The following is a 22,974-nucleotide window of genomic DNA, read 5'->3' as shown; positions in this document are numbered from 1 at the left end:
TACACCGTTTTATCTTGCCTATGATACCCGCAGCCCTTAAGCTGTCAACGCTAATCCTTACAACTGGTTTACTGGCGGTTAAATTATGAACACACATAACACGCAATCTACACAGCCTCTGGACTATGACTTCGACGCTAAGCATATCTGGCATCCTTATACCTCTATGACACAACCGTTACCCACTTATGGTGTGATAGCCGCTAAAGATAGACAATTAACACTAGAGGATGGACGCGTGTTAATTGATGGTACGAGTTCTTGGTGGTCTTGTGTTCATGGTTATGGTCACCCAGATATTTTGCAAGCAATGGAACAGCAACTCCATCAATTGAGTCATGTGATGTTTGGTGGGATCACCCACTCGCCAGCCATCGAGTTATCTAAAAAACTGATTTCGATGACCAGTGATAACCTCACTAAAGTCTTTTTAGCCGATTCGGGCTCTATTGCCGTCGAAGTGGCACTAAAAATGGCACTACAATACTGGCAAGGCCGACAGCAAAGCCAAAAACAGCAGATACTCACCGTTAAAAATGGATATCACGGAGACACATTTGCAGCAATGAGCGTGTGCGATCCCCAAGGTGGAATGCATACCATGTTTGGTAATTCAGTGACTCAACAACGCTTTGCTCCCGCGCCTCAAACCCCTTTTAATGCGCCGTTATTAGACAATGATTTATTGTCAATCAGGCAAATCATGAAGCAGGAGCATCACACCATCGCCGCATTAATCATTGAGCCCATTATGCAAGGGGCTGGCGGTATGCGCTTTTACAGTGCAGAGTATTTAGCAGGGCTTCGCACCTTATGTGATGAATTCAACATTTTACTGATTTTAGACGAAATTGCCACGGGCTTTGGACGCACAGGTAAACTATTCGCCTATGAGCATGCCAATATAGAGGCCGACATTTTATGTTTAGGAAAAGCGCTGACAGGAGGTTACATCTCTCTAGCCGCAACCCTTTGCTCTGATGAAGTCGCCTTAGGGATCAGTGATTCACCCGCGGGCGTTTTTATGCATGGTCCCACTTTCATGGGCAATCCTTTAGCTTGCGCAGCAGCCAATGCTAGCCTCTCTCTCATTGCAACCAATCAATGGCAAGCTCAAGTTAACGCAATCGAAGTTCAGCTAAAAAAAGAGCTCAGTGACGCTATTCATTATGACAATGTCAAAGACGTAAGAATATTAGGTGCTGTTGGCGTGTTAGAAATGACATCAACACTCAATACCGCTCAATTACAACAACAATTTATTGAACTAGGAGTATGGATAAGACCCTTTTCTAATATTATTTATATCATGCCGGCCTATAACATCACGGCCTCAGAGCTCACACAATTGACCACAGCAATGAAACACGTTGCTGCCAATATAACGAAGACATCCAACGAACGCACATTCATTAGTCACGGTTAAGCGTTATTCTCTACTTAAATTTCAATAGCAACCCCATTCATCGATAAAAGAATGGGGTTGTATTTTGAAGAGAATATCAACACTCAATACCGTTTAATGACAACAACAATTTATTGAGCTTAGGATACGAATAAGGGGGTATGGATAAGACCCTTTTCTAATATTATTGATATCATGCCGGCCTATAACATCACGGCCTCAGAGCTCACACAATTGACCACAGCAATGAAACACCTTGCTGCCAATATCACGAAGACATCCAACGAACGCACATTCATTAGCCACGGTTAAGATAAATGGATCTTTGATGGGGCAATTAAACCATTTCCAAGGATCCATTTCCTACCCAACTTTTAATAGCAACAAATTGACCTTTAGAATAGAAATTGGGTTATGTTCTAGTGAGATCATCAAAGCTCAATACCGTTTAATAACAACAACAATTTATTGAGCTTAGGATACGAATAAGGGGGTATGGATAAGACCCTTTTCTAATATTATTGATATCATGCCGGCCTATAACATCACGGCCTCAGAGCTCACACAACTCACACAACTCACCACAGCAATGAAACACCTTGCTGCCAATACAACGAAGACATCCAACGAACGCACATTCATTAGTCACGGTTAAGAGCTATTCCCTACTTAAATTTCGATAGCAACCCCATTCATCGATAAAAGAATGGGGTTGTATTTTGAAGAGAATATCAACACTCAATACCGTTTAATGACAACAACAATTTATTGAGCTTAGGATACGAATAAGGGGGTATGGATAAGACCCTTTTCCAATATTATTGATATCATGCCGGCCTATAACATCACGGCCTCAGAGCTCACACAACTCACACAACTCACACAACTCACCACAACAATGAAACACCTTGCTGCCAATATAACGAAGACATCCAACGAACGCACATTCATTAATCACGGTTAAGAGCTATTCCATACTTAAATTTCGATAGCACCCCCATTCATCGATAAAAGAATGGGGTTGTATTTTGAAGAGAATATCAACACTCAATACCGTTTAATGACAACAACAATTTATTGAGCTTAGGATACGAATAAGGGGGTATGGATAAGACCCTTTTCCAATATTATTGATATCATGCCGGCCTATAACATCACGGCCTCAGCGCTCACACGACTCACACAATTGACCACAGCAATGAAACACCTTGCTGCCAATATACCGAAGACATCCAACGAACGCACATTCATTAGCCAGAGCTAATTGACTTCATTATGCTGTGATAAAAAGGTGAACATTTATAACGATGAAGCATTCAAAGGTAATTTCTTTGATTTTAAAAATGGCATTTTGGTGATTTGCGACACACTCACTCCTAGTAGTGCCAATCCCCCCCCCACATAATGATAAATCGTTAACTGTTCATTTAGCCATTGACTCGCAGCAGTCGCCGTCATCACAGGCAATAAATTCATGAAAATAGCCGTCCGCTCAGCGCCCAAAAGACCGATCCCTTTAATCCACGCCCAAGGGGCAATAATAGACGCCGCTAATGCAGCAAAAGTGACTAAAGGCAATGCCGCCAAACTAATAGTGGCGCTCGGGGCCACCAAAAGACTGGGCAATAACCAGATAATGGCAAATATTCCTTGCATATACAAAGAGACCCAAACCGATAACCCCATATCCCAACGCTTTATCATGACGTTATAGAGCCCATAGGAAAAAGCAGCAATCAGCAATAAACCGTCACCTTGATTAATACCTTGCTGTATAAATTGATGCACATTGCCTTGACTCAACATAATAAATAAGCCAATTAAAGAGAGACTGGCACCTAACAAAGCCCACTTGGATAACGCCTTATTCAGTAACATAGGTGCAAGTAAAAGGCTCATTAATGGAACCAGGGATGTGATAAGACCAATGTTTGTCGCCGTTGTCGTTGACGCGGCAAAATAAGCCAGTGATTGGTATAGCACCATGCCTAGCAAAGATAAGAAAGCCAGCTTGCCAAGATTCGCTTTAATATTCACTCTTTGCTTCCACACTGATTTCATTAAAAATGGGCTTAAAATCAATACGGCAAAAAACCAACGATAAAAGGCAATGGTCTCAGCGGGGATCACACCAAAGGATAATTTATTAACGAGTGCATTGATTGACCATATCAACACGGCTACCACAGGGAAAAAATAAGACATACCACCTCAAATAATAATCAACTTCACTTTGAAGGTATTATTTTCTCATGTCCTATTTATAGGTTATATTGCTTAGCAGACAGTTAAACTTGCAGATCGGACAGATCCACTTAATTCCTGAAGAAAAGACACCAATATGGCCAATATCTACCCGACAAAATTTAGCGACACTCCCTTAAGTGATGTTTTTTTCAGTTATGAAAATTTTCTTCCTGATGCCATTACTCCCATGCACAGTCATCAATGGGGACAATTACAAATCGTGCACACTGGCGTTATTGAAATTTATACTCAAGAAAAACAATTCGTCGCACCGTCTCAATACGGTATTTGGGTCCCCAATAACATTGCGCATGAAAGTTATATGCGCAAAAAAATGCAATATTACTCTATCAATATTATGCCCAATGTCATGAACATGCCTAACTATGTCTGTTTACTCGAACTAAGTCCTATTTTATTGAGCATTATGGATGACTTCCATCTTCGAAAAATGACAATCGCTTCCTCTGCCCCCGATAAACGTTTAGTGCAAGTGATCTTAGATCAACTCTCACAAGCCAGTTGTACATCCGCCTTTTTACCCACCACAGACGATCGCCTGCTCTCTCCTATTTTAATGACGTTAGAACACCAGCCCCATGATCCCACCTCTTTATCTCAATGGGCTAAAAAAATTCACACGACAGAACGCACGCTCGCAAGACATTTTCAGAATGAATTAGGCCTAAGCTTCACCGAGTGGCGACAGAGACGAAAATTTATTGAAGCCATTTATTTACTCAAAAAAGGCCTCTCGATTAAAGATATTGCATTGACCTTAGGTTACAGCCAAACGACCCCCTTTATCATTTTATTCAAACAATATGCAGGCTGTACGCCTAAACAATACAGCCAACGTCTCTCAATATAGTGATGTTGTATTCGCTAATGACGTTTTTTTGATGAGTATAAATAACATTAAATAAGCGACGCACAGAGAAATTCTTAAGAAAAGTGACAAAAACAATAATGGCTGACAATAATAAGGCTTCCTTAACAGCAATGGTGATCCCAAATAAAGGGTAAGGTCAGAACTGCATTCATACAGTAATAAGCTAATCCGCTGTCACACTCTCTACAATACTCATTTTTTCAACTGTCCTTGTTTCTTTCCATCGTCCTCAAATCAAAGAATGCCATTCAATACCCGCTGACTTGATTCGACACACGGAAAATAAAAACGAAAAAATAACCTCATCATTATCATTAATGTTCGAACTAATCGCTCTCCGACATCAGCGTAGCCAAGGCCTCAGCAAAATAAATGCTATTTGGAGAGCCAAAACCCGTGGTTAAATCCCACCCATCAGCCACTGAATAACCCAGTGTGCTGCCAGGGCTAACAGAGCCATCACTGTTAAATTCAAATAACACATTATTGCTCAGCTCTCCGGCAGCAATATCGGTACCAAATGTAAGAGGTTTAATATCATTAAAAGCACTTTCTCCACTGTCATTATTATCGACATCACTCATTTGATAAAGCCACTGATTGAGGTAACCCATATTATCTAACCCTTGATTAGATAAATATTCATTCACTAAGCTCATGAATCCAGCTGTTTGCGGTGATGAGGCACTGGTTCCCCCAACAACCATCCATGTTCCATTAACATAAATATACACCCCACCAAACTTAGCAGCACTCCAAGATAAATCCGGGATCCCCCTCATGGCTGCTAGACCATTTTCATTATTAGTGATGACTTCATTCACAAAAGCATTATCACTTTGCCATTCAGGCATTGGGATATATTCACTCACGCCCCCTCCTGTCGCAGACGGGATCCATGCTTCATTCCACATAGCTTCAACTCGACGTTTAACGAAAAGATGTCTCGAATAAGAAAAGTAATCTGGATTTTTTACCGTTCCTTCTCCAGTACTCGAATCATAATCTAAATATGGCTCATCACTTGTTGGTGTCCAAGTCCAGCCATATTGTAAAAAAGTGCCCCCCACAGCTGTAACATACACACTACTTGCGGGGTAATTCACTGAAGGTTGATTGTCTTGAGTCGATTCAGTCTGCTGATTTGTAGAGCCTAAATCACCCGAACTGGCAAAAAAAGTCAACCCTTTCTCAATACCTTTCTCAAATTGAGTCTCTATATCGTTTATTGCTATCTCTCCTAGATCCTCTTCAGGTAAAGAGAAACTCATCGATACTACTGTGCCTGAAGAGTAATTTTCAATAATGTATTCCAAAGCGCTTAAGTAATCTGTTGGCGCTTCACTTTGAGCAACAACAACATGAATCGTTGCGTTCGGCGCGATCGCATATGACCATTGAATGTCTAAAGACGTCTCTTCAGCCCAAAAATCGGCCACATCATCATCATAATCAGGGGACACATTATCGGGAAAGATTTGTTTAAAATCAGGTTCGTCAAAGTCTGAAAAATAAGTGTCATGAAACACATCTAAATCTGCCTCGGCAGTTTGACTACCATAAGCATCAATAAGAACGATCACTTTCCCTTTGCCATAAAAACCAAGATCATAAAAGGCATTTAAATTATATGCTTCATGGATATCTTGTGGAGTATAAGCATAAGAATTGTCATCCTGAGAATGTTGTTCTGTGTCATCACTATCACCAAAACAAGCTGATAATAATAACATTATGATGCTAGCACTCATTAATCGTGTTAATTTAACCCTTTTTAATTTCATTGCTTTCCCTTATTCATAATAACACTATGTAACACTCATCTTACAACATGGTACAAAATAACTTAACAAACTGATTATATTGATCTTATAATTAATTTATACAAAACTCAGCATGAGCTAAAAATACTGACGGTAACTTAATACTCTCAGAAAAGTGAAAGAGATCAATTCACAAAAAACACGCGACTACTGCCACTGTAAGCTTTTACTTCCCCAGTCACTGGCTTTTTTTCATCACCCATATGCACTAAACGGTAATAACCACTTGCAATATCACTTGGAATATTCCACGTCAGTGTCGCCTGAGAGGTGCCCCAAAACCCATCAATACGCCGCCATTCATAGAAGGTATTCCAATCATTATCCGTTGCAATCACTTGCCAATGATCTCGCGCCCAAAATTGCACTTCCATGAAGGTACTTTGAGTACGTAAATTATTCTTTGGATGCCCAGACCAAAAACGTGCGATTACTTGTTCACCTTTTTGATACATATCTTGTACATCATCCACAGTATCACCGATGTTTTTAAAAAGAGGGGCTTGGTCGTGAACCACTCCCGTCTGAAAATTAATGGTTTCTCCGGTTAAATCTCTCGGTATAGGCTCTATTTCAGGAAAGGGGATCGGCATTAGAACCTTCTTCGGTGATCCACCAAGCGGTAACATACGTTCGGCTAATTGATAAAAAGACTGTTGATATGCCGCTAACGTCCAAGGACCAAAGTGAGTAGAGCCCCCCTCATAATGCTGCAGATCATATTCTTCCTTTGTTGATACGTAACCACTATATGCATTGGCAAGCCCCGCGATGACAGTGTATCGCAACTGCTCACCCAATACATTTTCTACTGTTCTCATCAAACGTCTACCGGCCATAACCGTAAACTCAGCAGGCACAGCCATAATGGCCAATTGCCCTATTTTTTGCAATGACAAAGGGAGTACTTCTGGAGACCAAGGGTAAGGGGTTGTTTTACCCACGGCCAGTAATAAGGCTTTATTCTCGTGACAAGCAATATCTTCTTCAGTAGGCTCAACAATCATACCACTGACAAACTGAAAGAAAGGGCTAGCCTCGGTGCTCCCTTCTTCAAAAAAACTCGGGCCACGACCATCTTCCGTCCCTGCTGCAAAAGACTCACCTAATGCTGCAATACAGGTTTGTTTCACGTCTATTCCCGTAAAATCTGCCGATACTCTTGTATTAGAGAGATCAACAAATTGTTGCTGATATTCAATAGAACCGACTAATTGCTCTGTTGCATTCTCATATAAGGTCAATGCTCTTTGGTATTGGCGCTCACCCATTATCTTTACATTTTCCAATCTATCTGTGGTGGGTCCTCTCCCTTGCTCATCTGAATGCAAATTAGGTGACATATCACCGGCGTTACTAATAGCAAAAGCGGCGACAAAACTCTCATGGCTTTGATAATCGCTGTTTTTTAATTTTTTCTCAAACAAATAGGCTGCATAGCCTTTGTTATCTGAACTGAGTACAGTTAGCTCTCTACCCATTGCATTGGGATGAGTCGCAAACCAATTAATCATGCCAATTTCGTGCGGTTCAAGTTCCTCCTCCTGATGTATCAATTTCAACACCGTCATTTCGGGTTGAATGACGCTTGCATAGTTCAAGCGTTCCAAAAAGGGATTATTTTGATAAGCGTCTAATGAACGATTATAACTGGCGTTGTATAAATTCCCTTTATTGATGAGAATATAACCTGGTTTCAGGTCATTATGGGCTTTTTCTATCGCTGCAACAATGCCTTCCACCTGTGCTAAATACGCCTGTTCAATAAAGCCTAAAATCGTAATATCATAAAGTGTGTAATGTGACTGCCCACCTACTGCTGAATGGGTATGGGTGGCACTCAAGATCACATTCTCATTGGTATAAAGACCACCAAACTTTGTTTCTAATGCCGCCATCACACCTTGTGTCACAGCCTGAAATACCGCTCCAGCATCCACGTTCACAAACACAACACGTTGCTCACTTATTTCATCGACAATAATAAAAGCTCGAGCCCATTGCCGAGTATGAATGCCACTGCTTTTCTGTTCGATATTGGCATAGCCCATTAACCCCACCTCTGCAGCGGGCCCAGTAATATCATGGATGCCACGACCAATGACATAATTACTGTCATAACTCCAGCTCAATGGTTGAAAAAAAACAATAAAAGAATAGAAACAGACTAACGCTCCAATTTGTCGATATGTCACTTTGTGTGTCCTTTTGATTTTCATTATTTGAAAGTTTAATCTGATACTTTGAATAATCGATTCATTCACATTCAACTCATGATAGAAACATAAAGCAAAATCGAAATATCATAAAAAACAAATATTGGAATAATGGCAGGAGAGTTCTAGACTAATTTATTAATTTACAGCGCTAAATCTATTTTATGTTGAAGTGGAATATTCAGATCATTTCATTAGTATTGGCTAATAAAATAGTCTATGAAGTTTCCTTTCTTTTTCGACACTATTTACTGTGAAGGGAAATAAGTTGGTTGGCATCCCAGCGATATGCTTTTGTATAATCACTAGAGCGCTGCACAAACACTATGAATAAAATGGAACAAGATGAATAGATTCAATTTGACATAAAAAAACGCTCACTTGATCATGAGCGTTTAATCTATGTTTTGCCTTTAATTCAAACCAATATTAATCAGTTGTCTCATTTTGTGATTGTTTAAGCTGAATTTTTTTCTGCCTACGTTGCTCAATTACTTGCTTCACATCACTGCCAATATGAGCCTCACCCCGTTGCTGAGCCAATTGCATTTGACGCTCTCGTTCAATAAAACGTTGACGCTGTTTATCTGATATCTTATCAATACAATGTGGGCAACTCACTCCTTGAACGTATTCACTGGATGCTTTCTCTTCGGCTGTAATAGGCATTCGACAAGCATTACATTGATCATATTGCCCTTTTTCTAGATTATGATTAACAGCAACACGATTATCAAACACAAAACATTCGCCTTCCCAGAGGCTCTCTTCTGGCTTCACTTCTTCAAGATATTTTAAAATACCACCTTCAAGATGATAAACTTCATCAAAGCCTTGTTCTTTTAAATAAGCTGTCGATTTTTCACAACGGATCCCACCAGTACAAAACATAGCCACTTTCTTGTGTTTCTCAGGATCAAGGTTTTCTTGAACATACTCAGGGAATTCTCGAAAAGTGGTGGTTTTTGGATCAACCGCATGCTTGAAGGTGCCAATCTGGACTTCATAATCATTACGTGTATCCACTAAGAGTACATCAGGATCTGAAATCAATTGATTCCAATCTTTAGGTTTAACATAAGTGCCCACGACTTTATTGGGATCAATACCTTCCACTCCCATAGTCACAATTTCTTTTTTCAATTTAACTTTGGTGCGGTAAAAAGGCATTTCATCATCAAAGGATAACTTATAGACAATATTATCGAGTCCGGGTTGAGTATCCAGCCAAGCAAGTAACTTATCTATGGCCTCTTGGCTTCCCGCAACAGTACCATTGATCCCTTCGCTTGCTAATAACAAGGTTCCTTTAATTTCAACCTCCTCCATCAAACCCAATAAAGGTTTTTGGATTGCTTCAAAATTCGGTAACGCAACAAATTTATACATGGCACAAACAACAAACATATCAACCTCTTTAACAGCTCGCTGGAACTTCATTTCCAGTGCGTAAAACATAAATAACCCTAAAAAAATCGCGGTAAATACTACCTTAATTCCACCAAAATAAACAGTCTCGCCCATTGAAATATAAAGAATCTAATGTCAAACAGACCTATTTCACAGTAAACTGCTCTTTATCTTATACCAATGACAATTTTTTATGCCGCTCCCCATCCTTTACTCTTTTAGACGCTGTCCCTATGCCATGCGAGCACGTTTAGGTATTTTGTTAAGTCACCAGTCTGTTCTTCTTAAAGAAATCATTCTCAAAAATAAGCCTGAGTCTATGCTTAAAGCGTCACCAAAAGGTACTGTCCCCGTATTAATTTTACCGAACAATCAAGTGATTGATGAAAGCTTAGACATTATGATGTGGGCTTTGGAGCAATCTGATCCCAACCACGTCTTGCCCATCAATCAACAACAAACTCAATTGACATTGGCATTAATTAAGCAAAATGATACGACATTCAAATCTTGGCTAGATAAGTATAAATATGCTGATCGTTACCCTGAATATTCAGCCATACACTATAGAAAGCAAGCAGAAGCATTTATTTTAACGCTAGAAAATAAACTGAAAACGAACAAACAACTATTAAGCGATACTCCTTCATTGGTTGATTATGCCATTTATCCTTTTGTCCGCCAATTTGCTCACGTCGATATCGACTGGTTTAATCAAGCCCCTTACCCTAAAACTCGACAATGGCTATATAATCATATAGAAAGTGAACTGTTTCTTAGTATTATGAAAAAATATCCATTATGGCTTGAGTCACAACAAATGGTTACCTTCGGACAATTAGAAACCACAAAATAAAAATGGGTCAACTTTGCATTGCTATTCATAGTCTTTATCGAAGATATATATTCAGGGCGAAGATATACATTCAGGACATAAGCTGATGCACTAATGAATTAGCACTACCAGCGTTTTTGGGAGCAACACGTCGAGGCCGATCTTTGTGCTCCCTTAGTCAATAAGGCCTATCGCACGAGCCACATCTTCAATAGGTTGATAATCATGATCCTCGACTGGCACATATAATAATCTTGATTCTGACTCAGAACTACGCATGTTTAATAATGCCTGCTGAAGTTTTTGCTTAAACCCTAGACCAAACTGCTGATCAACATCAGCTCTTACAGTCCACTGTGTATCAGGAAAAGAGGGACTTTCCCATATCACCGATACTTTTTCAAAATCCACGATACCGTTTGAAACGGCTCGCTCCCACACTTTATAATCCACTGCACCCACTTGATAAAGACCCGATTGGACTTTTTCAATGGTTTCTAAATGATTTTTCGTAAAACCCACTCGACGAAAAACATCATGAGGAGCTTTACCTAGATTACGTTCAATAAAAAACTGAGGCATTAAACGACCCGAAGTCGAGTCAGGTGAACCAAAAGTAAAAGTAAAACCATTTAAATTAGGAAAACTTTTCGAAGGTAAAATATCTGCAGAGGCATTCGCAATAAAATAACTGCGAAAAAATTGATCGTCCAAACCTTGAGCTATGGCCTCAGAACCTGGAACAGCCCTTCTTGCTTGCACACCTGATAATCCTCCAAACCATGCCAGTTGCACTTGATCTTCTTTAAAAAGATCAACCGCCTCAACATAAGAGTTAACTGGCGTATAGATCACCTCGACCGCTAAAACTCCGGTTAAATAATCAGCAACTTGGTTAAAACGATATTCAAGAATATTCTTATCATCATTAGGAATTGCAGTCATAAATAGTTCAGCCGCAAAAACCTTAGGGATCATCAAAAACAATAACAAGATATTGAATTTTTTTAAAAAGACCATCTAAAACTCAAAAAAAATACTTTTTAATTTACTATATTTTAACTAAAAAGTTACTATAAACCTAGTCATAAGTGAATTTTTCCTCTTTCGTTTCTATCAGGCGAGACTATCTTCTTCCACTGAGTCATTCTTTCATCAACGCACTTTCCCAGCATCACCAATGACCTTTCTCCATTATTAACTGTTACAGCATCAATGGTTCGCATCTTCTAGGTACTTAGGTATAATGAAGGAGTTAACGATTCATTTAAATTCAGCCACGGTTAAGTTTATACTCATAAAACTTGGTTTATACTGAGTGATGAACATAAATAAAAATCAAATCACAAATATGTAAAATACTCATTTTTACATATTTGTCGATATCAAAGCCCTTTGAGGACGCAAAATTATGAGGATTTTGGTTGTTGAGGATGATCCCATCCTATCCCACCACTTACAAGTTCAATTGAGTGAGCTAGGAAACCAAGTACAAACCGCTCCCACAGCCAAAGAAGGCTTTTATCAAGCCACTAATTATCCTATTGATGTGGCTATCATAGATTTAGGTTTACCTGATGAAGATGGGATCAGTTTAATTCAAAAATTGCGCGATAATGAATTAAAAGCACCGATATTAATTCTTACTGCACGAGTAAACTGGCAAGATAAAGTCGAAGGTTTAAATGCAGGGGCTGATGATTATTTAGTTAAACCTTTTCAAAAAGAAGAGCTTGTAGCAAGATTAGATGCATTAGTTCGGCGCAGTGCTGGCTTTGTCAAACCCGTTATTAACAGTGGCCCTTTAGCATTGGATTTAGCGGCGAAACAACTCAGTCTAAATGGGATCCCGATGGAAGTCACTGCGTTTGAATACCAGATTTTAGAGTATTTAATGCGCCACTGTCATGAAGTCGTCGCAAAACAACGATTACTCGATGTGATTTATGCCGATAAAGAAGGTGATCCTAACACTATTGAAGTCATGGTCAGCCGCTTACGCAAAAAACTGTCCAAAGAAGGCATTGAAAACCCTATCGCCACCATTCGAGGGCAAGGCTATAAATTTAACTTACCATGCAGTTAAGCTCCCTCTTTAAGAAACGTCTGCTCACACGGATGTTTCTCACCTCACTGTCCATCATTGCATTAGTTGGTTTTGCTCTGGCTTGGTTAACGAATATTTTACACGCGCAAAACAATTACAATGAAGAAACAGCAAAACTGATTTCAGAAATACCGAAAGTCGCGGCTGAACTGAGAGAGCATAACCTCATTCCTGATACCAGTGCTTGGCGAAACAATAGCGTCACCCCTGAAAAATATATTATTGCAAGTTGTGATGATAACTTTAAGCAAGTCTGGACTTCCTCCCTCGCCGTTGATAGAGGTCTTTTTGATACCTGCGAACGTTTTAATAATATTCGACATGAATCTCCCCCTTATTACCTGACGTTAGCCGATTCAAAAGGTTACTTTGTGTATTTATTAACCTTTAATTTAGCCGGTGGTCATTATAATCTTCTTGTCATGAAAGATGCTCAAAAACTCGAGCAAGAATACGCCCAATTTAGCCGTAGAACCTATTTACGATTAGCCATGGTACTGGCCCTAGCGTTGGTATTACTCATTAGCGCAGCTTACTGGGGAATGAGTCCCTTAGTTCGACTACGAAATGAATTACACTCCATTAATAGTGGTAAGTCTAAATCACTGTCTGATGGTTACCCCGTTGAGCTAGAGGGCGTAACTCAAGCGCTTAACCAATTACTACAACAATCCAGCGCACAACAAGAAAGATATCAAAATGCCATGAACGACCTTGCCCATAGCCTGAAAACTCGCTTGGCCGCAGTGCATGCAATCACTGATGATAAATCATTGGATAGAAACCATGTGGGTGAAAAAATCATGGAACAGGTCAGTCAGATGGATCAATTAGTTAAATACCAACTAAGAAGAGCCATGTTAGGGCGTAAGGGGCTAAAACAAGAGCAAACTCATATTGCCCCACTTGTTGAACAACTCTCGCAGATGTTATTTAAGGTGTACAAAGATAAACGCGTACAGTTCGAGGCAAGCATTAGCAGCGATCATGTCTTTCCTGGTGATAAAGGTGATTTGATGGAACTTTGTGGAAACCTGATGGAAAATGCATTTAAATTATGTATTAGCCGCGTCTCTGTTTCTTCATACTTTAATGATGCAGGACAATTTGAATTAGTCGTTGAAGATGATGGCCCAGGTGTTGATGAAAATATTCGCCAGAAAATTATCCAGCGCGGCGTTAGGGCCGATACGCAACAAGCAGGTCAAGGAATAGGACTGGCTGTGTGCCACGAAATTATCACCAGTTACGGTGGCCAGCTCTCCATTGAAACATCAACACTAGAAGGTGCCTGCTTCAGAATATCCATTCCTGTATAATGCCGCATATTGATGCATAGGCTTAAAATCTATCATTTAAGCCTATAGCCCGACTTAAAAAAGCAAAGACACACTTAAATCCTGCTACATAAAATTCAACGCCATTAATCACAGTTTACTTTATTGGCGCATATAATTGCTCAGCACGATTAAACATCACCCATGATGTGGCAATGTACTTATCATTACTTTTGGGTGTGATACCACGGTGACTATGTGTAAAACTGGCTGGAGCGATAACCATAGTCCCTTTTTTTGGCGTTATTTTCTTATTTTGATAGAAAAACTCTGTTTCTCCACCGTCTTCAACATCATTTAGGTAAAACATGTAAAGCACGACTCGGTGCAGAGCTTCATTGTGATTTAATTGAGGAAATTGCTCTGAATGCCAATGAGGGTACCCCCCTTTATTTTTTTCGTATTTTTGTATATTGATGGAGCCGCTTCTATATAAATACTTAACTAATGCCTGTGCCCTTGGCCTTCCAAATTGATGATAATTATCTGGCGTTAACGTCACAGAGCCACCTTGATCATCCGCAACATTCACTGCGACAGCTCCCATCAAAGCCATAGAATATTGGTCAAAATATTGTGTAATAGGTTTCAATGCATAGGTTAATAATGTATTTCTCAACTCACTTAAATCTGAAAAACTGTCTAAGGTTAAATCTAAACTGTCTTTCTTATTCAAATCGACACCATGGCCTGTTCGACCTTGAACCGTCCCTTCATGTTGCTCCAAAGTGGCGATTAACTCATCACACAAGCTCTTCGGAATCGCATTTTCATATACTTCAATAAAATCCATAAACGCCCTACACTCAAAACAATTGAAATTGTTTCATTGTAAAAGCTATGTGTTTATAAAGTAAATGTATAAATACTTAAGCTAACTCGATAAAAATATAAAACTAGACTAAGGTAGATTAAGGTAGATTAAGGTAGATTAAGGTAGACTTAGGTTAATCATAAACGAATGAGGAGATAAAATGGAGCCTTTACCCCCTTTTGATGAATTAAAATGGTTAGCCAAGCACGATCCAGAAGCGTTAAATCAATTGCAAGAGCAAGTCACTCAAAAAACCATAGCAACAGCACCTCAATACCACCAACACCGACTCATGTGTATTCAACATAATTTAATGCTAAGACTCAATCGCTGCCACAATAGCCGTGACAGAAGCTATCTGGCTATGACTATTCTAACAGAAAAGCTCAACTATTTGTCGGCAGTCATCGAGCAAGCTGGCACAAACAACTTACCGGCTTGCGTAATGAAATTAAAATCGATATAAAATCTGTAATTTTTATAGCCAGCCTTTACGCTTAAAAAAGAAATAAGTTCCAGCTGCACTACCAACCATCATCATGACTGCCATAGGATATCCAAAAGACCAATGTAGCTCTGGCATATTATCAAAATTCATTCCGTAACCACTGGCAATAACCGTTGGAGGTAGAAAAATCACTGCTGCAACGGAAAAAATCTTAATGATCCTATTTTGCTGTAATCCACTAAAGCCCATAGCAGCATCCAATAAAAAATTTAATTTATCGAAAATAAACTGACTATGAGGCATTAAAGACTCGATATCTGATAGCATTTCCCGTAAGTCTTTTAGCTCATGATCTGATAACTGACCACGATAGTACCTTTGCATATAGCGCAATGAACGCTGAGTATCCAATAAACTTAACCGTATCTTTCCATTTGAATCTTCTTGGCGAGTAATGAGTTTAAACACATCATCCAATTCTTCATTTTTAAAGACCTCTTCACTCACATTCTCTAATACAGTATAAACATCTTCTATTAAATCAGAAAGGTAATCGACTTTTAAATTAAATAACTCCAAAAAAAGCCCTTGAGGCGTCGCCACTTCTATTCGGCCTAAGCGTAAATAGTTTCGTAATAAGCGAATTAAGCCAACTTCTTCTTCTCGTATCGTCAAGAGAAAATTATCTCTCAAATTAAAGGACACGTTAACGCCTCTGACATCCTGTCCAGCACGCTGTGGAAATAATGAATTGATATGTAAGCCATCTTTATTTTGATAAAAACGAGCGGAGGCTTCAATTTCATTAATATCCTCTTCATCTGGCACTTCTTCTACAGAAAAACCGCTAAGCCAAATACGCTCTTCGTCATCGGGTTTGTACAGATCTAACCAAATGGTACCAGGAGGAATAGTATCCAGTATGTTTAATTCACTGATCGTTAAATGACGATCTTCATAGACATAGGCTGTTATCATATTTCCCCCAAGACCACTTTTTATAAAAATGCAAATACTCAAAAACTTCTATCATTTTACCCTATTAGCAAGCCTTGCATAGAGCTAATCTTTCCAAATGAACAAATATTATGTCTATTGTAGTTGAATCATGACATCAAAGCCCTTGTTTATCCGCAAACAAATAAAAGCAACAAATCACAAGCACTCAAATTTATTAACCCCCCTCTATTTCGCATTTTTTTTGCAACCACAGAAAACAACAACCACAACAAAATAAACAATAAAACACCAAAAGTTACACTAAAAAAACAAAAAGCATGCATTAAGGCTTTCAACAAGCATTACAGGATTAAAAAGGTGAAAAGTAGACATTTTTCCGTATTCAGATGAAATGGCCAATGTTATGCTAAAAAATTAATTTTAATTAAACTTTTTAGGGCCTGTTTATCTTTAGTGATGATTTCTGCAGCAGTTTGTGGGTTCTTTATACAAGGTAGAGCTTGTGTGGTGTAGTTATTCTACATAAACAAACGATAACGCCGTAGAAAGGAGCCACAAACGCTGTCCGTAGGATCCGGCTAAACGTGTTTTACTCTTTGTTGGGAGAAATTTGCGTAGTTCACTAGGCGTCATTCCTCCCGTCGCGATTAAAACACGTTTATCTCGGACATAATTTAACCACCAAAGATAAACAGGCCCTAATCATTCACTGGATATATTATGAAAAAAATGCCTTTGCTTGCTGCCCTTATAACCCTCAGTGTTGGTTTTCCCGCTTTAGCTGATATCACTCTTAAGATGCCTTATAATGCCGAACTCGTTTTAGTCAACGGAAAGGATGCCTCTGGAAATGAAAAAATAAAGCTGCCAAACGGCATTAACCAAATTGCTTTTCGTTACCAAGGTAATTTTTATCAACAAGATCAAGAAAGCTCATTTGACTCAGATGTCATCATTATGACATTTAAAGGTTTCAACACATCATATTCTTTAAGCCTTCCCAATTTACGTACCATGAATGCGGCCCAAAAGTTTAACCACAAACCGACACTCACACTCACAGATAAGAAAGGTAAAGCGGTGCCTTTTAAACAAGATAAACTGATGAAAAAAGGATTACAATTTGGTCGAGATTATGAGGCTGAAATCGCCGCCTACAATAAAACTAACCAAGCTGCTGCATTGAGTTCACTCAATATCGATACAGCTTCTATCCCGGCACAAACGCCATCAACATCATCCAATGACGCTTCGCCTGTGAATAATCAAGTTAACGTGGGGCAAATGCTTGATTTTTGGTATAGTCAAGCCGATGAAGCTACAAAAGAGAGTTTCAAAAAGCGAATTGAAAACAATTAAATTGCCTTAATCATTATCAAAAAGTATGACGCTCGAAATGGATCCCCAATCTAATCACCACATTCTGATAGATTGGGGATCTTCTAATATCACTCTTTCATTACCATACACAGCCAGCTTGCTTTCTCATACAGATATAATGATTTCTTTCAATATCCAATAATGTAATAAACTAAGTAAATTAGCAATCTTGCACACTAAAACAAATGGAATGCTCTAACGATAAAGCTGCATCTTGCTACAACGCTATATTAGACACTTATTACTAACATCGACGACAAGTCTAAAAAAACACAAAAAGGGATAAATTGAGTCAATGCTTCGAAGGAGAAAAAGAAAAGATAAAAATAGAAAAGAAAAAAGAGCCGTGTTAAACACAGCCCTTATGAATTTTTTGTTTACTTAGTTAAGTTTGAATTAACCAAGTAGATTTTCAAACTTAAATGACAGTAACGTTTTCAGCTTGAGGGCCTTTTTGGCCTTGAGTAACGGTGAAAGAAACTTTTTGACCTTCGTCAAGAGTTTTGAAACCGTCTGAGTTGATTGCACGGAAGTGTACAAATACATCTGGGCCTGATTCTTGCTCGATGAATCCGAAACCTTTATCAGAGTTGAACCACTTAACGACACCAGTAGTTTGCATGATATTAAATCCTGTATGTATAAATTAAAGCCTTAACGGCGGTAACGCTGGAAAATGCCGGTTTACTTAATGTTGACAGGACGAACAGGTCGTATTGAAACACACATAAATAAGCCCAACTTTCAAGCTGAAATAACTATAACCTATTCACAGGATAAGTCAACAAACAATAAAAACATATGAACAGATATTTTCACTTACATTTCGGTCAGTTGCTCTTAATTTCAGCACATTTAAAATAGAATTAAAGGTTAAAACCGAGTTTTTCACTAAAAAAACCAATGTTAACAATAAATTAAACGAACCTTATCACAGTTAAACAGTCAAAATAAAATATTCAGTTTTTGATATAAAAAATAATCTTTTGTACTTCCATCAAAACAATCTACATTTCGCTGGCTAAACGGCTTTAAATAACTCAATTTTAAAATCAAGCTGGCAGCTTAAACCTCGATGAGCTAAATCATACTTTTGTTCATCCGTTAATTTCCAAGCATAAGGTGTCATATTCAAAAAATGAGTAATATCGACTTCATTATCCATTTTTAATACCCACCTAAGTCTCTCATTATGGAGTAAATCAAAGCCTTCAATCACACTTTGCTCATCGGTATGTAACTCAGGTTCATCGTAAATGAGCTCCTTTAGCTCAAAATGATGTTGAGGACCGGCTGATACAGTCAATAACACTCCCTCTTGCTTCATTACCCGCTTCAATTCCTCATCAAGAGAAGGCGCATAAATCCTTAACATAAAATCAAAACTGTTATCAAAAAAAGGCATTTCAAACGCACTTGCAACACTAAAATCTATATCAGAATAACGTTTTGATGCAAACTTCAACGCTGATTTTGAAATATCGACCCCATTAAATGACAAAGGGGCTTCTGTTTCTTGAACATCTGATATCGCTTTCAATAAACGATGACTGTAATAACCTTCCCCACATCCAATGTCTAAAACCGATGTCATATTCGGTGAAAATTGAACGGCCAACGCATTGACTCGATCACTTAACGCTTGATAGTACCCTTTATTTAAAAATTCTCTGCGAGCAACAATCATGGGCTTATTATCCCCAGGATCCTTTGAATTCTTTTTTTGTACTGGCAATAAATTCACATAGCCTTCTTTAGCGCAGTCAAATACATGATTATTTTGACAGCGCCAGCTTTTATCTTCTAGTACTAATGCATGACAGCATAAGGGACAACGGTATTTCATGATGATTCCTATCCAATGATAATCTCTCGCTATAAAGCAAGATTGCGTTGCATTTTATACCTAAGAAACGAGAGAATACAGCATGAATGTAAGGATTAATGTTATCATTACATTCATCAACTTATTTACTGCAGCGACGCTATACATGCCATCAGCCATTCAGCCTACTTTTTTCTGGCACGACTATGAAACCTTTGGTGCCAATCCAGCCAAAGATCGCCCCTCACAATTTGCTGGGATCCGCACAGACATGGATTTCAATATTATTGATGAGCCGATTAACCTTTATTGTCAGCAAGCAAAAGATTACCTTCCTTCACCGGAAGCCATCTTGATCACAGGGATCACGCCTCAACTAGCAAACCTAAAAGGCGTTCCTGAAGCTGAATTTATGGCTCGAATTAATCAAATATTTTGTCAACCACAAACCTGTGTCGTAGGATATAACTCTTTACGATTTGATGACGAAGTCACCCGTTATGGTTTATATCGCAACTTTTTTGATCCCTACGCAAGAGAGTGGCAAAACGGTAATAGTCGTTGGGATCTGATTGACTTAGTCAGAGCATGCTATGCCTTTAGACCAGAGGGAATTGCTTGGCCTGAAAAAGAAGATGGCTCTCCAAGCTTTAAACTCGAAGATCTCACAAAGGCCAACCAATTAAATCATGAGAAAGCCCATGATGCCATGTCGGATGTGTATGCCACAATTGCCATTGCTAAGTTAATCAAAAAAGTTCAACCTAAACTCTTTGATTACTATTTTAGTTTAAGACGCAAACAAGCAGTTAGTCAGCATATTGATGTACTGGAAATGAAACCTTTGATACATGTGAGTTCAAAGATCAGTGCACTCAACGGCTGTACCGCGATTATCGCTCCCGTTGCCTACCACAGCACGAATAAAAACGCGGTGATATGTATCAATCTTAATATGGATATTACCCCCCTCATTGACTTGTCCGTTGAAGCCATTCAAAAGCGTATGTATACCAAGCATAGTGAACTTGCGGAGAATGAATTACCCATTGGCGTGAAACAATTACACATTAATAAATGTCCATTTGTTGCCCCAGCAAAAACCCTCACCGATGACAATGCACAGCGCTTAGACATAGACAAGTCCTTTGCCAGAGAGCAATATAAGCGCCTTAAACAACACCCAGAGATCAGAGAAAAACTCATCGCTTTATTTGATTTACCCCATGACAAAAACATCACAGATCCGGATCTACAACTTTATAGTGGTGGCTTTTTCAGTAAAGCAGACAAAGATAAAATGGAAATGATTAGGCATACACAACCGAGTAACCTCGCCGCATTAACATTGAATTTTGACGATGAAAGGCTCGAAGAAATGTTATTTCGATACCGCGGCCGTAACTATCCAGAAACACTCAATCAAAGTGAGCAAGATAAATGGCGTACCTTTTGCCAAGACAGACTCAATGATCCTGCTTACATGATTAATTTAGAAAATTTAATCGAAGAAACCACCAGTGACGAAAATAAGCAAAAGCTACTTTCAGCATTGTGTCGTTACCTTCAATCTCTATGAAACTTGATTAATCTGCACTGAACCACTGCACACTTTATTTTTTTCTATGTTACTATTGGCTGCCAATAAAAATAATAGCAGTAGGAGTGGTTCATGCAGGATAGATTTCTTGAACCCATTAACACATTAACAGATCCATTGGCTCAAGCTTTAATACCCTTGTTAACAGACGATTTTTCAGGGTATATCACAGCTCAACAATTGCAGCAACTTATCGATGTCACGCAGCTAAACGAAGAGGAATTACTGCTTCAACTGCTTCCCATCGCTGCAGCGTTATCAAAGCCTACCATTAGTGGATTTTATGTCGGCGCTATTGCGAAAGGTGCCAGCGGTGACATTTATATGGGGGCGAATATCGAACTACAAGGCAAGGCTTTGTTTCACTCAGTCCATGCCGAACAAAGTGCGATTAGTCATGCTTGGCTCAAAGGTGAAAAGTACATTACCGATATCATAGTCAATGCTTCTCCTTGTGGCCATTGCCGACAATTTATGAATGAGCTAGTCAAAGGTCAAGATATCACCATTCACCTTCCTAAGCAAAATCCACAGTCATTAACCCATTATTTGCCTTATGCTTTTGGCCCTAATGATTTGAATATTAAGCGGCCTCTATTATCTGATCAGCACACTCCTCACTCACTCGACACAGATGATCCTGCCGTGCAATCCGCCCTTGCACATACCAATAAAAGTTATGCCCCTTATACACATAATCACGCCGCCGTAATATTAGAAACCATCGATGGGAAACAATACACTAGTCGGTATGCTGAGAATGCCGCCTTTAATCCATCGATGTTACCAATGCAAATGGCCTTATCAGCAATGGTGCGTCATGGTCAAGATTTTGCCGATATTACACGAGCCGTATTGGTAGAATCATCAAAAGGTAAAGTCTCACTCATTGGTGCAACAACCGATGCACTCAATGCAGTCAGTCAGGTGGAATTAGAGCATATATTGGCAACACCTGCATAAAAGACATTCAAAAAGTCATTGTATCAATATAATGACTTTTTATCATATGAACTCACGTTGTTATGCTGTTATAAAGCAGAATGAGACGCCATGTGATCAGTTAACTGTTTTCTTAATTCCATCAACTTCAGCGCAGACTCTCTATCTTGAATTTCTTTTTGAGTTTTTGGTTCCCATACTGGAACCGGCGTGGGAGAACCAGCATCATCAACGGCCACCATAATCAAAATACAATTGGTCGTTTCATGACGTTCAGCGCCTTTAGGATCACCCGCCTTAACCTCAATACTCAAATGCATTGATGTTCGTCCGGTGTAAATCACTCTTGCACTCACCTCAACAATGTTTCCCACATAAATAGGCTTAACAAAACGGATCCCACCTGCATAGGCTGTAATACAATATTTTCCACTCCACCCAGCCGCACAGGCATAACCCGCAAGGTCAATCCATTTCATGACCGCACCACCATGCACTTTGCCACCAAAATTGACATCAGCTGGCTCAGCTAAAAAACGCAATGTTATCGTATTTTCTTTACCAGACATAATTCCCCTCAACACCAAATACAATACATATAAAGTGTATGTTAAAAATCATTTAAAATCTTATAAACAAAAAAAGCGCTTCACTGAGCTAATGCCAGTAAGTTAAGCTTATTGGCATTTTTTATTTCTAGCATATCGCTGTGGTCTTCGTTTGACTGCTCGGG

At 39.0% G+C, this 22,974-nt stretch carries 20 protein-coding genes; 10 read left to right on the top strand and 10 right to left on the bottom strand.

Annotated features, from left to right (window positions below):
• Positions 1–85 precede the first annotated feature (85 nt).
• Both bioA and Q0791_RS08000 read left to right on the top strand, forming a co-directional pair.
• Positions 86–1,426 carry an adenosylmethionine--8-amino-7-oxononanoate transaminase gene (bioA, locus tag Q0791_RS08005; RefSeq protein ID WP_299004570.1) on the top strand — a complete coding sequence of 447 codons (1,341 nt, stop codon included), beginning with the start codon at positions 86–88 and terminating at the stop codon, positions 1,424–1,426.
• Between the two features lie 508 nt (positions 1,427–1,934).
• Complete coding sequence (locus Q0791_RS08000) at positions 1,935–2,060, top strand: hypothetical protein (RefSeq protein ID WP_299004569.1); 126 nt, start codon at positions 1,935–1,937, stop codon at positions 2,058–2,060.
• A gap of 644 nt (positions 2,061–2,704) precedes the next feature.
• Here the strand turns inward: Q0791_RS08000 and Q0791_RS07995 are convergent.
• On the bottom strand, positions 2,705–3,610 hold the full coding sequence (locus Q0791_RS07995; protein WP_299004568.1) for a DMT family transporter: 906 nt from the start codon (positions 3,608–3,610) through the stop codon (positions 2,705–2,707).
• A gap of 136 nt (positions 3,611–3,746) precedes the next feature.
• Between Q0791_RS07995 and Q0791_RS07990 the strand changes: the two genes are divergently transcribed.
• Complete coding sequence (locus Q0791_RS07990) at positions 3,747–4,523, top strand: helix-turn-helix transcriptional regulator (RefSeq protein ID WP_299004566.1); 777 nt, start codon at positions 3,747–3,749, stop codon at positions 4,521–4,523.
• Between the two features lie 347 nt (positions 4,524–4,870).
• Here the strand turns inward: Q0791_RS07990 and Q0791_RS07985 are convergent, their stop codons facing one another.
• From Q0791_RS07985 to Q0791_RS07975, 3 genes are all read right to left on the bottom strand, one after another.
• On the bottom strand, positions 4,871–6,328 hold the full coding sequence (locus Q0791_RS07985; RefSeq protein ID WP_299004564.1) for a S53 family peptidase: 1,458 nt from the start codon (positions 6,326–6,328) through the stop codon (positions 4,871–4,873).
• Between the two features lie 164 nt (positions 6,329–6,492).
• Positions 6,493–8,562 (bottom strand): neutral/alkaline ceramidase, encoded by a 2,070-nt coding sequence (locus Q0791_RS07980; protein WP_299004562.1) that lies wholly within the window; start codon positions 8,560–8,562, stop codon positions 6,493–6,495.
• 450 nt (positions 8,563–9,012) lie between these two features.
• Positions 9,013–10,023, bottom strand: a complete 1,011-nt coding sequence (locus Q0791_RS07975; RefSeq protein WP_299004664.1) for a rhodanese-related sulfurtransferase — start codon at positions 10,021–10,023, stop codon at positions 9,013–9,015.
• A 163-nt stretch (positions 10,024–10,186) separates the two neighbouring features.
• Here Q0791_RS07975 and Q0791_RS07970 point away from each other — a divergent pair, with 163 nt between their 5' ends.
• Positions 10,187–10,849, top strand: coding sequence for a glutathione S-transferase (locus Q0791_RS07970; protein ID WP_299004560.1), 663 nt, complete (start codon positions 10,187–10,189; stop codon positions 10,847–10,849).
• A gap of 153 nt (positions 10,850–11,002) precedes the next feature.
• Here the strand turns inward: Q0791_RS07970 and Q0791_RS07965 are convergent, their stop codons facing one another.
• Positions 11,003–11,848, bottom strand: coding sequence for a putative selenate ABC transporter substrate-binding protein (locus Q0791_RS07965; protein WP_299004558.1), 846 nt, complete (start codon positions 11,846–11,848; stop codon positions 11,003–11,005).
• Between the two features lie 391 nt (positions 11,849–12,239).
• Here Q0791_RS07965 and Q0791_RS07960 point away from each other — a divergent pair, with 391 nt between their 5' ends.
• Positions 12,240–12,914 carry a response regulator gene (locus Q0791_RS07960; protein ID WP_299004556.1) on the top strand — a complete coding sequence of 225 codons (675 nt, stop codon included), beginning with the start codon at positions 12,240–12,242 and terminating at the stop codon, positions 12,912–12,914.
• On the top strand, positions 12,905–14,254 hold the full coding sequence (locus Q0791_RS07955; RefSeq protein WP_299004554.1) for a sensor histidine kinase: 1,350 nt from the start codon (positions 12,905–12,907) through the stop codon (positions 14,252–14,254). Before Q0791_RS07960 ends, Q0791_RS07955 begins: the two co-directional genes overlap by 10 nt.
• Positions 14,255–14,369: 115 nt before the next feature.
• Here the strand turns inward: Q0791_RS07955 and Q0791_RS07950 are convergent, their stop codons facing one another.
• Complete coding sequence (locus tag Q0791_RS07950) at positions 14,370–15,065, bottom strand: 2OG-Fe(II) oxygenase (protein WP_299004552.1); 696 nt, start codon at positions 15,063–15,065, stop codon at positions 14,370–14,372.
• Positions 15,066–15,246: 181 nt separating this feature from the next.
• On the opposite strand from Q0791_RS07950, the gene Q0791_RS07945 reads away from it, so the two are divergent.
• Positions 15,247–15,552: a DUF3135 domain-containing protein gene (locus Q0791_RS07945; protein WP_299004549.1), complete on the top strand. Its 306-nt coding sequence runs from the start codon at positions 15,247–15,249 to the stop codon at positions 15,550–15,552.
• 12 nt (positions 15,553–15,564) lie between these two features.
• On the opposite strand, the gene corA is transcribed toward Q0791_RS07945, so the two are convergent.
• A complete protein-coding gene (gene corA / locus Q0791_RS07940) occupies positions 15,565–16,512 on the bottom strand; it encodes a magnesium/cobalt transporter CorA (RefSeq protein ID WP_299004544.1) in 948 nt (315 codons plus the stop codon).
• Positions 16,513–17,214: 702 nt separating this feature from the next.
• Here corA and Q0791_RS07935 point away from each other — a divergent pair.
• Entirely contained in the window at positions 17,215–17,853 is a 639-nt protein-coding gene (locus Q0791_RS07935; RefSeq protein ID WP_299004541.1) for a DUF2057 domain-containing protein, read from the top strand.
• Between the two features lie 439 nt (positions 17,854–18,292).
• On the opposite strand, the gene Q0791_RS07930 is transcribed toward Q0791_RS07935, so the two are convergent.
• Positions 18,293–18,499 carry a cold-shock protein gene (locus Q0791_RS07930; protein WP_299004662.1) on the bottom strand — a complete coding sequence of 69 codons (207 nt, stop codon included), beginning with the start codon at positions 18,497–18,499 and terminating at the stop codon, positions 18,293–18,295.
• Positions 18,500–18,895: 396 nt separating this feature from the next.
• Positions 18,896–19,720, bottom strand: a complete 825-nt coding sequence (rlmA, locus tag Q0791_RS07925) for a 23S rRNA (guanine(745)-N(1))-methyltransferase (RefSeq protein ID WP_299004539.1) — start codon at positions 19,718–19,720, stop codon at positions 18,896–18,898.
• A gap of 145 nt (positions 19,721–19,865) precedes the next feature.
• On the opposite strand from rlmA, the gene sbcB reads away from it, so the two are divergent.
• Positions 19,866–21,278: an exodeoxyribonuclease I gene (sbcB, locus tag Q0791_RS07920; RefSeq protein WP_299004659.1), complete on the top strand. Its 1,413-nt coding sequence runs from the start codon at positions 19,866–19,868 to the stop codon at positions 21,276–21,278.
• 93 nt (positions 21,279–21,371) lie between these two features.
• Entirely contained in the window at positions 21,372–22,262 is an 891-nt protein-coding gene (gene cdd / locus Q0791_RS07915; protein WP_299004534.1) for a cytidine deaminase, read from the top strand.
• A 68-nt stretch (positions 22,263–22,330) separates the two neighbouring features.
• On the opposite strand, the gene Q0791_RS07910 is transcribed toward cdd, so the two are convergent.
• Positions 22,331–22,810: an acyl-CoA thioesterase gene (locus tag Q0791_RS07910; protein ID WP_299004531.1), complete on the bottom strand. Its 480-nt coding sequence runs from the start codon at positions 22,808–22,810 to the stop codon at positions 22,331–22,333.
• Positions 22,811–22,974 lie beyond the last annotated feature (164 nt).

Source organism: uncultured Shewanella sp. (genome assembly GCF_947495455.1).
In the GTDB taxonomy this organism is placed as follows: domain Bacteria; phylum Pseudomonadota; class Gammaproteobacteria; order Enterobacterales; family Shewanellaceae; genus Shewanella.
This window is presented reverse-complemented; position numbering and strand designations above follow the sequence as displayed.

Coding starts and splice junctions, on each gene's coding strand:
- bioA (WP_299004570.1), top strand. CDS start 86: ATGAACACACATAACACGCAATCTACACAGCCTCTGGACTATGACTTC.
- Q0791_RS08000 (WP_299004569.1), top strand. CDS start 1,935: ATGCCGGCCTATAACATCACGGCCTCAGAGCTCACACAACTCACACAA.
- Q0791_RS07995 (WP_299004568.1), bottom strand. CDS start 3,610: ATGTCTTATTTTTTCCCTGTGGTAGCCGTGTTGATATGGTCAATCAAT.
- Q0791_RS07990 (WP_299004566.1), top strand. CDS start 3,747: ATGGCCAATATCTACCCGACAAAATTTAGCGACACTCCCTTAAGTGAT.
- Q0791_RS07985 (WP_299004564.1), bottom strand. CDS start 6,328: ATGAAATTAAAAAGGGTTAAATTAACACGATTAATGAGTGCTAGCATC.
- Q0791_RS07975 (WP_299004664.1), bottom strand. CDS start 10,023: ATGAAGTTCCAGCGAGCTGTTAAAGAGGTTGATATGTTTGTTGTTTGT.
- Q0791_RS07970 (WP_299004560.1), top strand. CDS start 10,187: ATGCCGCTCCCCATCCTTTACTCTTTTAGACGCTGTCCCTATGCCATG.
- Q0791_RS07965 (WP_299004558.1), bottom strand. CDS start 11,848: ATGGTCTTTTTAAAAAAATTCAATATCTTGTTATTGTTTTTGATGATC.
- Q0791_RS07960 (WP_299004556.1), top strand. CDS start 12,240: ATGAGGATTTTGGTTGTTGAGGATGATCCCATCCTATCCCACCACTTA.
- Q0791_RS07955 (WP_299004554.1), top strand. CDS start 12,905: ATGCAGTTAAGCTCCCTCTTTAAGAAACGTCTGCTCACACGGATGTTT.
- Q0791_RS07950 (WP_299004552.1), bottom strand. CDS start 15,065: ATGGATTTTATTGAAGTATATGAAAATGCGATTCCGAAGAGCTTGTGT.
- Q0791_RS07945 (WP_299004549.1), top strand. CDS start 15,247: ATGGAGCCTTTACCCCCTTTTGATGAATTAAAATGGTTAGCCAAGCAC.
- corA (WP_299004544.1), bottom strand. CDS start 16,512: ATGATAACAGCCTATGTCTATGAAGATCGTCATTTAACGATCAGTGAA.
- Q0791_RS07935 (WP_299004541.1), top strand. CDS start 17,215: ATGAAAAAAATGCCTTTGCTTGCTGCCCTTATAACCCTCAGTGTTGGT.
- rlmA (WP_299004539.1), bottom strand. CDS start 19,720: ATGAAATACCGTTGTCCCTTATGCTGTCATGCATTAGTACTAGAAGAT.
- sbcB (WP_299004659.1), top strand. CDS start 19,866: ATGCCATCAGCCATTCAGCCTACTTTTTTCTGGCACGACTATGAAACC.
- cdd (WP_299004534.1), top strand. CDS start 21,372: ATGCAGGATAGATTTCTTGAACCCATTAACACATTAACAGATCCATTG.
- Q0791_RS07910 (WP_299004531.1), bottom strand. CDS start 22,810: ATGTCTGGTAAAGAAAATACGATAACATTGCGTTTTTTAGCTGAGCCA.